Annotated in this window: 8 protein-coding genes and 2 pseudogenes; 2 read left to right on the forward strand and 8 right to left on the reverse strand. The window is 69.0% G+C overall.

All coding sequences use genetic code 11. The features are described from left to right. Nucleotides 1–890: 890 nt before the first annotated feature. Nucleotides 891–1,211 (forward strand): annotated as a pseudogene (locus B4E97_RS09080) (transposase); the annotation flags it as partial. Between the two features lie 196 nt (nt 1,212–1,407). Next, nucleotides 1,408–1,632 (forward strand): annotated as a pseudogene (locus B4E97_RS09085) (integrase core domain-containing protein); the annotation flags it as partial. Between the two features lie 252 nt (nt 1,633–1,884). Here the strand turns inward: B4E97_RS09085 and B4E97_RS09090 are convergent. The 8 genes from B4E97_RS09090 to B4E97_RS09120 all read right to left on the reverse strand — a co-directional run bounded on the left by B4E97_RS09090 (nt 1,885) and on the right by B4E97_RS09120 (nt 12,919). Next, complete coding sequence (locus B4E97_RS09090; protein ID WP_286959613.1) at nt 1,885–5,355, reverse strand: RHS repeat-associated core domain-containing protein; 3,471 nt, start codon at nt 5,353–5,355, stop codon at nt 1,885–1,887. A gap of 325 nt (nt 5,356–5,680) precedes the next feature. Next, nucleotides 5,681–5,839 carry a hypothetical protein gene (locus tag B4E97_RS09095; RefSeq protein WP_156911397.1) on the reverse strand — a complete coding sequence of 53 codons (159 nt, stop codon included), beginning with the start codon at nt 5,837–5,839 and terminating at the stop codon, nt 5,681–5,683. A gap of 138 nt (nt 5,840–5,977) precedes the next feature. After that, entirely contained in the window at nt 5,978–6,478 is a 501-nt protein-coding gene (locus B4E97_RS19135; protein WP_084412836.1) for a MucR family transcriptional regulator, read from the reverse strand. Between the two features lie 50 nt (nt 6,479–6,528). Further along, a complete protein-coding gene (locus B4E97_RS09100; RefSeq protein ID WP_051274139.1) occupies nt 6,529–6,765 on the reverse strand; it encodes a hypothetical protein in 237 nt (78 codons plus the stop codon). Nucleotides 6,766–6,980: 215 nt separating this feature from the next. Then, entirely contained in the window at nt 6,981–9,809 is a 2,829-nt protein-coding gene (locus B4E97_RS09105; protein WP_286959614.1) for a sugar-binding protein, read from the reverse strand. Between the two features lie 30 nt (nt 9,810–9,839). Next, the gene (locus tag B4E97_RS09110) at nt 9,840–10,640 is read right to left on the reverse strand and encodes a carbohydrate ABC transporter permease (RefSeq protein ID WP_029212031.1); all 801 of its coding nucleotides are present in this window, start codon (nt 10,638–10,640) and stop codon (nt 9,840–9,842) included. After that, nucleotides 10,637–11,554, reverse strand: coding sequence for a carbohydrate ABC transporter permease (locus B4E97_RS09115; protein ID WP_286959615.1), 918 nt, complete (start codon nt 11,552–11,554; stop codon nt 10,637–10,639). The genes B4E97_RS09110 and B4E97_RS09115 overlap by 4 nt, the downstream gene beginning before the upstream one ends. Before the next feature lie 3 nt (nt 11,555–11,557). Continuing rightward, nucleotides 11,558–12,919, reverse strand: coding sequence for an extracellular solute-binding protein (locus B4E97_RS09120; protein WP_286959616.1), 1,362 nt, complete (start codon nt 12,917–12,919; stop codon nt 11,558–11,560). Nucleotides 12,920–12,922: the final 3 nt, after the last annotated feature.

Raw genomic sequence — 12,922 nt, forward strand, 5'->3', positions numbered from 1 at the left:
CGCCCAGCGGCGTACTCGGCGATCTGCACGGCCGTCGCCCCCGACTTCGTCCGCACCCGCCTGATGAACGCCACACCAGGAGGCTAGACGCACCCAGTTAGTGCGTGAAACTGCCCAACCCCCAGGAAATCACCACAGGTCAGCGGTCCGTCACCTCCAGATCCCGCACTACCTGTCCAAAGTCAGGGCCCCGTTGCTGAGGGTCGATGACGTCGTCTGCCACGACAGCGCCGCCGTTCACGAACGACAACGCCACCGCCCTCGCCGCCCTCGACACGCGGGGGGTACCCGACGACCTGCCCAGACTGCCCTATGCCGCTAGAGGCGACCCCCACCGTGGGGGAAATGCGAGGTGGACCCTATCTGCCCTGCAACGGCGGTGCCGCTGGGGCGGTATCGATGGGGTGTACCCCATCCCCCAGCACCGTGCGTCGGCGTGCGCGAGCTGGTGAGCCAAAAGCCCCTCCTCGCGACCGGTGGATTACGGAGGGCGGCGAGTTACCCGAACGGACCCCACGCGGCCCTACGGCGCGGCCTGACAGCCCGCGCGACGAACCTCGGGACACGCACCTACGCCCACCGGATGCGCGACCAGACGCAAGGCCGTGAGCGTAACCGAGAGCCCGGGCGGTAGGTGCAGCAGCCCCCCCCCACCGGAATGAGTGGCCGCGTACACTCTCTAAATTCGATGACTATTTGAGGTGTACGCGACCACTTTCGAATCTAGGTCTACTGTCGATTGATTCTGTCGACACGGGTGGTGTCAACTTCAGTGGAGTCCCGTGAGCGTAGGTGGCCAATTCTCTATCGAATCAAAATTACTAGTACAGATAGAACAGCCACTAGTACAATCAGTTCGAACGCGGTGATCTCAAACATCAGGCATTGCCCCTATCGTGGCGTTCGGGCCGGCGGTCCGCAAGGTGATCTACACGACGAACTCGATCGAGTCGTTGAACTACCAGCTGCGCAAGATCATCAAGACCCGCGGCCACTTCCCCTCCGACACGGCCGTCATCAAGTTGTTGTAGCTGGCCATCCGCAACATCGAGGACCGCCGAGCCCGAGAACGCGCCAAGGAAGCCGGCAAACCCCGCGACCAACGCAAAGCCAGCGGCCGCCTCGTCGAAGGATCCACCGTCCACGACTGGAAAGCCGCCCCGGGCGAGCTCGCCCTCATCTACCCCGGCCGCTTCACCGCCCACCTCTAAACCCATTGAGAACCATTCCATTTACACAGACAAATTGACAGGCTCCGCGACACGACCGGGGTCATCTTCCACGCCGACCTCGGCTGCCAGTACACCTCAGACCAGTTGGACCGTGCCGGGGTCAGCCCCGGGTTTGGTTGACCTGTCAACCAAACCCGGGCAGACCCTTCCGCACGCTGCTTGACATAGGGGACTCAACGCCCTGACGGAGCGCATCAACGGCCTGTACAAGACCGAGTGGATCCGCACGACGATCTTCCACGCCGGGCCGTACAAGACCGTTGGCAACGTCGAGTATGCCACCGCCGGATGGGTCAGCTGTTACAACCACCGGCGCCTGCGCAGCGCGCTGGGCTACGTTCCCCCGACCGAGTACGAGATCGCCCACTACGCTGCCCTCAACCCCGAGCCGCAGCCCGCATGCGAGCGGCAAAGACCTCAGGCGGTTCACCCACCTTGCCGTCAGCACGCTGAAGTGACCCGGTAAGGCATGGGCACAATCGAGGAACTTTGGCGGGCTACTGCGTGAAGAAATATCCAACCAGCATCAAGCTCGTGTATAGCATCGAAGCCAACACCGGCCATACTGACCACTTGTCGTTGCTCCAGGAGATCACCGCCTTGAACATGACCATAATCCCAAGGGCGGCCAAGACTAGGAAAACCCCCATGTCTAGTCGTCTCCTCCTGTGCTCTTGCCAAACTTTCCGACCGCGCGGCCTATGAAACCCGCAGCCGCAACGCTTGCGCATGACAAGGCGACGTCTCCTCCCGATGTTCTTTCTCCATCGATGTAGTTGCCAATTCCTTCCGCGGCTACTCCTGCGATGCACCCTCCTGCGAGAGCAACGCCTAAGCCCACGGGTCCAGCCTTTGAGACCAATCCCAGACCCGCTCCGGCAACCTCGCCAGCCACGTCTCCAACTGCGTCTCCGATGGACTTCTTCCCTGACCGATCAGTGGCGTTGCTGGGGTTGCCTGCGGCGTAGAGGTAGGGGTTGGTTTCGTAGGCGGTGGTGTCGGGTTGGGTGAAGCGCCCGGTGGTGGGGTCGTACCAGCGGGTGTCGGTGCGGTATAGGCCGGTGGCGTCGTCGTAGAGCAGGCCGTGGAACTGGATGCGGTTGGCCTTGGTGCCGCCGTCGTAGTGCTCGTCGGCGACGCGCCACTCGCCGTAGGGGGAGTATCGGTAGATCGCGGCTTCGAGGCCGTGATCGCCGGTTGCGGTGCTGGTGATCGAGCCTTGTCGGTCGGTCAGGTAGTAAAGGCCGGGGTCGGTCTTCCAGTCCCCGCCGTTGGGGGCCCACTTGTAGGCCAGGGGCTTGCCGGACGGGGAGAGCAGGTACTTGGTGGTGCCGGCGTTGTCGGTGCGGGTGGTGTCCAGTCCGATGGGGGATCGCTGCTGGGTGGAACCGTGGTTCCACCACATGAGGTTGCCCTGGTTGCTTTGCTGGACGTACCCGTACTCGTAGCGGTCGCTGGTGTTGGTGGTCATCGCTGTGGCCACGTGGTCAGCGGTCCACTCACTGGCGTGGTTGGGCACCCCGACGGCGGTGTCTCCGGCGGCGGTGAGCTCGTTGCCGTCCGCGTCGTAGGAGAACTTGCTGGCGTCGCCGTTGAGCGTGGTCAGCTGGTCCGCAGCGTTGTACCCGTAGCTGGTGGTGCCGGGCTGCCCGGCACCTCCCAGGTTCCCCGACCGGGTGTAGCTGGTGCGGTTGCCGTTCTTGTCATACGCGTACGTGAACGACGCCGACGCCGCCCCGGCGGGGGTCTTCTCGACCGCGCTGGTCAGGCGCTTGAGGGAGTCGTAGCCGTAGCTGGTGACCGCGCCCTTGGCGATGACCGTGGCGCCGTTGGCGGTGTACCCCACGTGGTCGGTCATGGTCTGCACCTGGGTGCGGTCCGCGCCGGCGGCGGTGTACGTGTACGCGAAGTCGTTCAGGAGAGCCTGGTTCGGCGAACCCGCCTTGGTGCGGGTCACCCGGGAGGAGTTGTCGTAGGTGACGTCCTGCACGACGTTGGCGGGCATGACCCGCTTGTTCTCCAGGCCGTTCGCGTTATAGCCGAACTTGACGCACCCGGCCTGCGAGACCAGGTCCTGGGCGCAGGTGGCGCCGGGGAACCCGGCCGTGGTGACCTGGTTCGCGGCGTCGTAAGTGTACGTGGTGACGTTGCCGTCGGGGTCGGTGGAGGTGGTGACGTTCCCGGCCGGGTCATAGCCCACGGTCGAGGGGTTCGCGTGCGCCGGGGTCTTCATCGACACCAGCCGGTTCAGCGCGTCGTACTCCAGCGTCGACTGGTTGTAGGTGACGTTCCCGTCGGCGTCGTAGGTCAGATAGTTCGTCCACGGGTTCCCCGCGGGGGTGTCCGGGATGGAGTAGCTCACCTTCCGGTCCTGGTTGTCCCAGGTGTACGTGATCCGGTGCCCGCGGCCGTTGACCGAGGCCGTCATCCGGCCCAGGGAGTCGTACTCGAAGGACTGGACTCCCAGCGGGGACGGGGGCGTGATCTTGGTCAAGTCCCCGTTCGCGTTGTACGTGTACCGGGTGACGTTGCCGTTGCCCTTGGTGATGGTGCACAGCTGGCCCGCGAACGGGGAGCAGTTCTTCGTGCCGTCCGTCGAGCCGGGCACGCTCCACGTGTACTTCAACGCGGCCCCGCCGGTCGCGGTGGTGTCGGTCTTGCTGGTCAGGTTCCCGACCGCGTCATAGGCCATCGACGTCTTGTTGCCCGCGTCGTCGGTGAGGCACTTGGGCCGGTCCGGGTTGGCCGAGTCCGTCGAGGCGCACGCCCCACCGGTGGTGTACACCGCCGAGGTGACCGCCCCGGTCGGGATCTGCACCTGGGTCGGGTTGTTCGCCGTGTCCCACGTGTACTTGGTGATGTTCCCGCCCGTCCCGCCAGCACCCATGGCATCGGTCGTGGTCGCGATCATCGAGTTCGCCGTCCACGACGCCGACCGTGCCCGCCCCAACGGGTCGGTGACCTTGGTGACCCGCCCCACCGCGTCGATGGCGTAGGTCCACTTCTTCCCGTTCGGGTTCGTCTGCGTCGAGGACCCGGCCGCGTACGCGAAATCGGTGCCGTTCGCGGTGCCGGTCGCGTTCATCCCCGTCCACCGGTTCACGCGCCACACGCGTCCGCCGGCCTGGTAGCCGATGGTCAAGGTCACGCCACGAGCCGTGGTGATTCGGGCGAGGCGCCCGTTCGCGTCGTAGGTGTAGCTGGTGGTCTCGCCGTTGGCGTTGGTGTCCGAGGCCAGGCGTCCCGCCGCGTCGTAGGCGTACGTGATCGCCCGCCCCGCCGAATCAGTCAGCTTGGTGATCCGCTTGGCCGCGTCGTACGTGAACGTCGACGTGCGGCCCGCCGCGTCGACGACGCTCTGGATCTGTGTGGTCGACCCGTAGTAGAACTTCAGGCCGACCCCGTTGCGGTCGTTGTGCTGGATCAAGTACCCGCCCGCGGTGAACTTCAGCGTCTCTCCGGTGCCGTTGGTACGCACCGACCAGGACCCGTCCGCGTTCTTGATCAGCTTCGCGTTCACGCCCGTCGGCGCCGTCCACGTCGACCCCGACCCGGTGAACGTGGCCCGGAACCCCGACGGGCCCCGGAACACGACCGTGGAGGTCCCGACCTCCAGGCCCACGTCATGCCCACCCGACAGGGACCACTTGCCACCAAACGCGCCCGTGCGCGTGGCCAGGCCGTTGTAGAACCGGTCCCAGCTCGTCCCGATCCCCGGCCCGTTGAACTTCAAGTCCGTCGACCGGACCACCAGATTCCCGTTGGCCACGTTCACCGCGACCGACAGCCCCTCGCGGATCTTGAACTCCTCCATCCCGTAGTGCCCCTGCACCCCCAGACCCGGCGCCGCGACAGCCTCGTCCGGGTCCACCGCCGCGACCCGCTCCGGCGCAGCCACGTGAGGAGCCGCACGTCCACCCGTGGCCTGCACCACACTCTCGAGACCATCACCGCTGCCCTCGTACGTCCACCGCGCCGACGGCGGCGGGACCATCCCCACTGCACCCCTGCGCACCTGACCCGGCGCGCTCCAGCGGCTCTTGGCGACCTTGTCCTTCACCCACCCCGGCGCCTCCGGGTGGGTCGGGGCCTTCTTGCCCTTGTCCCCCGGGTTCGGGCCCACTTTCGACCTCGAATGCCCCGGGGATGGCGGCTTCGGATCCGCCCCCACAGCCCCGGCGGTACCACCCAACGACGTCGCGACCAACGACACCGTCGCAGCAGTCACCAGCACCGACTTCCGAGTACGACCCGTCCACGATGACGAACCAGCCATAACGAGCTCCTCAGGCTTAGACACGCTCAGTGATCACGCAGAACCTGTGTGTCACTGCAACGTGCGCCTCGCACCAGGCCACGTCAACCAGGGTAAACGAAGAATCACCCACCATGGACCTCACCCCCCCCGTGGCGGTCACGACAGCTACCGCCGTCCGTGGACGGCCCCTTCACTGCCCCAGGCGGCGCAGCGCGTATCCGACGCCTTGAGCGGTCATCCCGACGGTTCGCCCCATCTCCGCTTTCGTCTGGCCCTGCTCCCACAGCTCCAGGATCTGCGCGTCTCGACCGGCTCTGGCGGCGGCCGCCTCGACGTGATGCTGCTCCATAGCCTTACGGCCAGCCTCCGACAGACACGCGTCGCACTACACGCGCGCCCGGCGCCCGACGGGCCGGCGCAGCGTCGCGGGTGAACGCAGAGATTCCTCGTCACGGGCGGCGCTAGCCGCCTGACGGTCTCGGGCCGCCTATAGCCGCCACCCTGGCGTACCAACCCTCTCCCGCGCGCTCACGGACATCGCTTCGCGCACGCCGGCCGACGTCAAACCGGCGCCGAGAGGCAGCCCGTGACGGAGCTTGTACTCCCGCGCGGTCAACTGGTGCGCGACCTGCACGTGGTAGCCGAGCGCAGCGCGCCGCAGACCGCACTCGAGGCACAGGGCGGCGTCGCCATCATCGTCCAGGAGACCGTATCGGCCGTGGCCAGACGGCGACCCGGGGGCCGGTTGATCATCCGTCAGGCCGCGACCGCGGCGCTTGCGCGAGTAGTGCAGCCGGCACAGGCCCGCCAGCGGCGTGCGTTCCCTCGCACCCGGGCACCGTGCACGAGGTGGCGTGCCGCCCATCGGTGATCTGCCGGGTCTGCTCGGCCGGGAGCTCCACATAGTGCCGCAACGCGTTCCGGACGACGACGCTCCCAGAGACGCCGTCACGGGTGCCGATGGCGGCGATCGCGGCCCACAAGTCATCCGGCACCACGACCGGGCGCTGCCTGCCGATGCGTTTGGCACCTGCGTGATCACCCATCAATCCGCACGTCGCGCACGGAGCGGATCTGCACGCCCGGCACCTCGTGCACCGCCCGCGCCACCACCATCCGCCACCAGCGGGCCGGCACGGGCCGCTCGAACTGCAGCGACTCGACCAGGTCGCTCCACTCGGGGTCGGCCTCGTCGTAGATGGCCAGCCCCGGGTCACGAGCGCTGCGCAGCTCGTCGACGACCCGGCCGACGGCACGGGCGGTGTAGTCCTCCAAGGTTTCGACCTCGGCAGCAACGCTGCCGGGCACGGGTGTGTCCCCGCCAATCCATCGCCACACTGTGCGGGGGCTACGGCGCAATAGTCGATGCCATCCACCTCCGACGCGAACCGGACGCATGCCTACTTGCCTGCTCGTTGTAGCGTCCAGACCCTGCTGGTCGTAGCGCAGGAGCACCCACCGATCGGTGGGTGCCCCTGCACCACAAACGACTACCGGCCGGACCGAGAGGGCGTCACGGACGACGACAGGGTGGTCTCACCCGGGCCGTCCCAGCCCACGAGCGCGGTCGGCGTGCCGACAGCCGGGCGCGTGACCGGCACCCGCACCGCGAGCGTCCCGCGACCGGGCACCTCGACGGTCCGGCGGCCGAGCACGCCAGAGGCGTCCATCAGCGAGACGTGGGCCACGCCGGCGCGCGCCGCACGCACGGTGACCACGGCCTCGCCATACGCCGGTCTCACCGACTCGATCCAGCCACCGGTGCGCAGGGTCGCCGACGGACCACCCGCGAGGGCGACGTTGTCGACGACGGCCTGGGCCACGGACTGCGGCGAGTCGAGCGAGGACAGCGCCTCGAGCGGGATCACCGGCTCCTTGGGCGTGGTCGAGCGACCGGCCGGCGGCACGTAGCCGTCGAGCCGGACCTGGCCCCAGCGGTAGGGGTCGCCCTGCACGCCGCCCCAGACGGACCAGCCGATGCGGGTCTGACCGGTCTTGTCCTGCGTGTCCGAGTCGTAGGGAAGGACGTTGAGCCCCAGGCGCGCCGGGTCGATCGCGGACGGCAGCTCGCTCATCGGGATGGCGACCTCCGCGGTGTAGCCGGTGTAGGGCTCGTTGACCTTGACGGACCACGTCATCCCGGGAGCCGTCGAGGCAGCCGGGCCCTGGTGGTTGTCGGCGTCGCGCAGACCGCACGCCGGCCCCTCCGCGGTGAACGGCAGGATCGCCGCCTTGAAGGTCGTCGACGTGTTCTCCGAGGTGCCGCGCGGGTCGATCGCGATCTCCAGGGAGTCGGTGCGCCAGTGGCGCTTGCAGTCGTTGGTCGCGAGCGCCGTGCCCTTGGTGTCGTCCACGACCTTGGCCGCGACGTAGAGCGTGTCGGCGTCCCAGCTCACCCAGGCCTGGCCGGAGCAGTCGGCGGCCGAGTCGCAGGCCGTGCCCTCCCACACGCGCGAGATGTCCAGGGCCGGTCCGCCGTACTCACCCGGCGTGACGACGCCGTCGAGGGTGGGCCTGGCCTTGGCCGCGACGGTCTGCGGGACGAGCTCGAGCGCCTGCGGGGTGCTGGCCGTGCCCGTCGAGCTGGTCGTCTCGAGGGTGTAGGCGTAGTCGCCTCCGGGCGCGCCCGTCTTGAGGGTCGCGTCGGTGTTGGTCACGGTGAAGGTGACCGTGGCGCTGGCCCCGGGTGCGAGCGGCCCGTAGGCCCGGCCGGCCGGGGCGACGGAGAAGCCTGCCGGGGGCTTGAGGGTCACCTGGCCGGACTGGGTGCTGCTGGAGGAGTTGGTGACCACGACCGGTATGTCGCGCCGCCCGCCGCTGGCCACGGTGAGCACAGGGGCGACGGTGCCGCTCAGCTGGGGCACCTGGGCCTCGCGGGTCCAGGCCTCGAACTGGTCGACCTGGGGCAGCCACTGCTGGTGGGCGGTGACGGCCGGGGCGACGAGGATCGAGCGGTCGACGTAGCCGCTGCCCTGGGCCGACGTGAGGCGCACCGCGAGGCGCGAGCGCGCGCCCGTGGCCGCACCGCTCGGCGCGGTCAGGGTGAAGCGCACCTGCACCGACCTACCGGCCGCGACGCGGGTCGGCACGGTGCCGGCCTGCACCGCCCACCCGGCCGGGAGGACCGGTTGCGCCCGCAGACCCGTGAGGGCCTGCTTGGCTGGAGCGGTCACCGTCAGCGTGCCGGTGACCCGGCCGCCGGGCTGGATGTCGGCCTGGTCGGTGGTGAGGATGGCGCCGGTGCCGAGCGGCAGGGCGCCGGCGGGACGGGTGAGCGCCCCGGCGATGGCGCCGTCGGCGGCCGTCGCGGCGGCGGACCCCGGCTCGGGGATCGGCACCCGCGACTCGATCTGCGTCATGGTGTCGCAGCCGATCTTGGTCGGGTCGGTCGGCACGTCGGGGAAGCCGCCCCAGCCCTGGGTGACGTACTGCCGCTGGGCCTCGCGCTCCACGGCGGCCCAGGTGCGGCCGTCGGGGGCGCGCTCGCCGCCCCACACGCCGTAGACGTCACGCGTCACGTCCCGCGGCGCCAGCGTCGAGCCGCAGGTCGGGCCGGTGGACGAGGTGCCGGCGAAGGATCGGGTCAGCAGCCGCGAAGGCGCCCACGGCTTGAGCCCCTCCTTGGTGATCTGCTCGGGGAAGCGGCCGGGGTCGCCCGCGGCGCGGTAGGCCTCGACGGCGAGGCGCGCGGCCTCCTGATGGTTGCCGTGGTTGCCCGGCGACGGTGCCGGGTCCATGGTCATCAGCACCTCGGGCCGGGTCTGGCGGATCACCCGGACGGTCCGGGCCAGGGTGTCGTCGTGCCCCCACACCTTGGCGGTGAGCGGCTCGGAGACGGTGTAGTAGAAGTCGACCTTGTCCAGGTTGTAGATGTTGGTGATGCCGGCCTTGCCGACGGCCTTGCGCTCCTCGGCCTCGCGCAGCAGCCCGAGCGCCGGGCCCTCCTCGGGTCCGGCGGCGTTGCCGCCACCCTCCCCGCGCGTGACGGTGACCACGCCGCTCTTCACGCCATACCGCTGGCGCCAGAGCCCGAGCGTGGACAGGGTGCCGGCCTCGTCGTCGGGGTGGGCCCCGACGTAGAGGAGGCCGAGGTCCACCGGGGCGCCGATGGACGTGTCCCGGACCTGCTGGCCGGGGCCGCGGGCGAAGGCCTGGAGGCTGCCGTTGCGAGCGTCGGAGCGAGCGTCGGCGTGGTCGTCCGAGGGGGCGGCGACCGCGCTGCCGATGGCCGTGGTGCCGGCCGTGAGGGCTGCCGTGACGGCGGCCAGGGCGGTGAGTGCGGCGCGTCCTCGTCGACGTCCCGCGGGATGTGGTGCCATGCCGTGCTCCTTCTGGGGGTTGGAGCCGGACTACTCGCGGACGGCGCCCTCGAGCATCCCGGCGATGAAGTGGCGTTGCAGGAAGAGGTAGGCGATGACCACCGGCAGCGCGACGAGCACGGCACCGGCGGCGAGCAGGGTGAAGCCCTGGGTGTACTGGCCCTGGAAGAACGCGAGGCCGAGCGGCGCGGTGCGCAGCCCGTCGTCGGTGACCATGACCAGCGGGATGAGGAACTCGTTCCACGTCCACATGAAGCTGAGGACGAGCAGGGTGGTGATGGCGGGTCGGGCCAGGGGCACGAGGACCTGCCACAGGATCCGCCAGGTCGAGGCGCCGTCGAGGCGCGCGGCCTCCACGATCGAGCGGCTCGAGGAGCGGAAGTAGGTGCGCAGCCAGAAGGTCCCGAAGGCCACCGACTGCGCGATCTGCGGCAGCACGATCGCCCAGATCGTGTCGGTCAGGCCCAGGCTGCGCAGGTCGAAGTAGAGCGGGACCACGATCGCCTCGGCGGGCATCATGATGCCGAGCAGGAAGACGTAGAAGAGCACCGTCGACCCGCGGAACCGCATGGCGCCCAGGGCATAGCCGGACATGATCGAGAGCAGCGTGGCCACCACCACGACGATCAGCGAGACCAGCAGCGAGGTGCGCATGTATGTCGCGAAGTGCCCCACGTCCCAGGCGGTGACGAAGTTGGCGGGCCCGCCCGGAGCGCCCTCGTCATGGCCGAACGCCGCCACGACGATGGTGAGGATGGGATAGAGGGCGAACAGCGAGAACAGCCCGAGGATGACGTAGTTGGCGATCTGCTCGCCGCGGGAGATCCTCATGCGTCACCTCGCTCCACGAGACGGGTGATCAGGAAGGAGATGACGAAGATGACGATCGTCAGGCTCACCCCGATCGCGCTGGCGAGGCCGACCTGCCCCAGCTCGAAGGCCTGGTGGTAGACCTCGTAGGACGGGACGCTGGTCTGGTTGCCGGGGCCGCCCTTGGTGGTGACGTAGACGAGGTCGAAGGTCTTGAGGGCCGCGATGACCGTGAGCGTCAGCGCGACCGAGATCTCGCCGCGCACGGCGGGCAGGGTGATGGAGAAGAGCTCGCGGACCGGGCCGGCGCCGTCGAGGCGGGCGGCCTCGTAGAGCTCCTTGTCGATCTGGCCCATCCCCGCGAGCATGAGCACGGTGACCAGGCCGGTCTCGAACCACGTGCCGACGAAGCCCACCGCGGGCAGCGCCAGGGCGTAGTCGCCGAGCCAGGCCCGGGTCAGGCCGTCCAGGCCGACCGCCTGCAGCAGCGAGTTGAGCGTCCCGTCGGGGGCGTAGATGCGCCGCCACGCCACGGCCACGACGACCATCGCGACGACCTGCGGCAGGAACACGACCGTGCGGAAGAACCCGAGGCCACGGACCTTGGCGCGGTTGAGGATCGCCGCGAGCAGCAGCCCGACGGCGAGCGGGACCACCGCGAAGAAGAGCATGAGCACCAGGGCGTGCGTGAACGCCGCGCGCAGCCCCTCGTCCTGGACGACCTTGACGTAGTTGTCGAGCCCGACCCACGTGCCGAGCGTCAGCCCGTCCCAGTCGTAGAAGGAGATCTGGATCGATCGCACCAACGGGTAGAGCAGGAACGCGGCGTACACCAGCAACCCGGGGGCGACATACGCCCAGGCGATCGCCCGCGGCTCTCCCGGCGGTCCACCCGACCGTCGGGAGAGCCTGCGGGACGAGGAGCTCGAGGCCATCGATCAGCCCTTGGAGGTGAAGTCCGAGTAGTCCTTCTGGAGCTTCTCGAGGGTCTGGTCGGGGGTGGCCTTCTTGGCGAGCATGTCTTGGAGCGCGGCGCCGATGGTGTCGCTCATCGTGGGCGTCGCCCAGTCGAGGTAGGGCAGCAGGCCGTCGTTCTTGGTCGTCGTGTCGAAGGCCGTGAAGACCTGCTGGCCGAGGGCGTTGGGGGCCTTCTGGGCCGCCGTGTCCACGACCGGCAGGTTCTCGGTCTCGGCGATGACCTTCATCGCCTCGGGGGTGGTGATGTGGTTGATGAACGCCGCTGCGGCGTCGGGGTTCTTGGCCTTGTTGGTGATCGCGAAGGGCTGGCCCGAGGCGCCGGTGGTGTAGGTCGTCCCGCCGGCCTGCGCGGGCGGCGGCAGCATGAACTCGACCTTGTCGCCCATGGCCTTGGAGATGTCGGCCTGCAGCCAGGTGCCGGCGATCAGGTAGGCGCCCTGCCCCTTGGTGAAGGCCTGCCAGGCCGGGTCGTAGCCCTGGCCGTTGAAGCCCTGGTTGAAGTAGCCCTTGTCGACCCAGTCGACCAGGGTCGACGCGGCCTTCTTGTTGCCGTCGGAGGTCCACGAGGCGCCGGCGTTGCCGAAGCCGAGCTTGCGGATCTCGTCGGCCTTGACGTTCTGCCCCTGCACGACGCCGAAGACGTGCACGGCCGGCCACTTGTCGAGGTTGCCCAGCATCAGCGGCACCTCGCCCTTGCCCTTGAGCGTTGCCAGCGAGGACTCGAAGCCCGCCCAGTCGGTGGGCTTCTGGACGCCGGCCTTGGCGAGCTTGTCCTTGTTGACGTAGACGCCGACGACCTCGCCGACCTGCGGCAGGCCGTAGAGGTTGCCGGAGCCGAAGGTCTTGGCGTCCGGCGAGTAGGAGACGACCGAGCGCAGCGACTGGCTGTAGCGCTTGTCCCAGCCGTAGGCCTTCATCCACGGGTCGAGCGGGATCAGCTGACCCGCCTTGACGAACTGGCCCATCTGCGAGCGCGTGTTGTTGGCCTGCACGATGTCGGGGGCGTCGTTGCCGGACAGGGCCAGGCGCAGCGTCTTGGACAGGTCGTCGAACGACCGGGAGACGCGCTTGATCTTGATGTTGGGGTACTTCGCCTGGAAGCTCGCGACGTTCTTGGTCATCTGGGCGTTGCCGCCGCCGCGGACCTCCTGGTCCCACACCGTGAGGGTGACGTCGCCGAGCTGGGCGGCGTCGGTCTTGACCGCGCGCTCGGTGCTCTGGGACGACGCCGTGCTCCCGCCGGAGCCGGACGAGCCCGGTGCGCAGGCCGCGAGGGCCGTCCCGGCGACCGCGACCACGGCCGCACATGCCTTGCGATTCATGCT

It is taken from the genome of Arsenicicoccus sp. UBA7492, from assembly GCF_002479615.1.
Lineage (GTDB): Bacteria > Actinomycetota > Actinomycetes > Actinomycetales > Dermatophilaceae > Arsenicicoccus > Arsenicicoccus bolidensis.

Bases quoted from the DNA above. Each gene is read 5' to 3' on its own strand.
- B4E97_RS09110 (WP_029212031.1), bottom strand. From the start codon at position 10,640: ATGAGGATCTCCCGCGGCGAGCAGATCGCCAACTACGTCATCCTCGGG.
- B4E97_RS09105 (WP_286959614.1), bottom strand. From the start codon at position 9,809: ATGGCACCACATCCCGCGGGACGTCGACGAGGACGCGCCGCACTCACC.
- B4E97_RS19135 (WP_084412836.1), bottom strand. From the start codon at position 6,478: ATGACTTGTGGGCCGCGATCGCCGCCATCGGCACCCGTGACGGCGTCT.
- B4E97_RS09095 (WP_156911397.1), bottom strand. From the start codon at position 5,839: ATGGAGCAGCATCACGTCGAGGCGGCCGCCGCCAGAGCCGGTCGAGAC.
- B4E97_RS09120 (WP_286959616.1), bottom strand. From the start codon at position 12,919: ATGAATCGCAAGGCATGTGCGGCCGTGGTCGCGGTCGCCGGGACGGCC.
- B4E97_RS09115 (WP_286959615.1), bottom strand. From the start codon at position 11,554: ATGGCCTCGAGCTCCTCGTCCCGCAGGCTCTCCCGACGGTCGGGTGGA.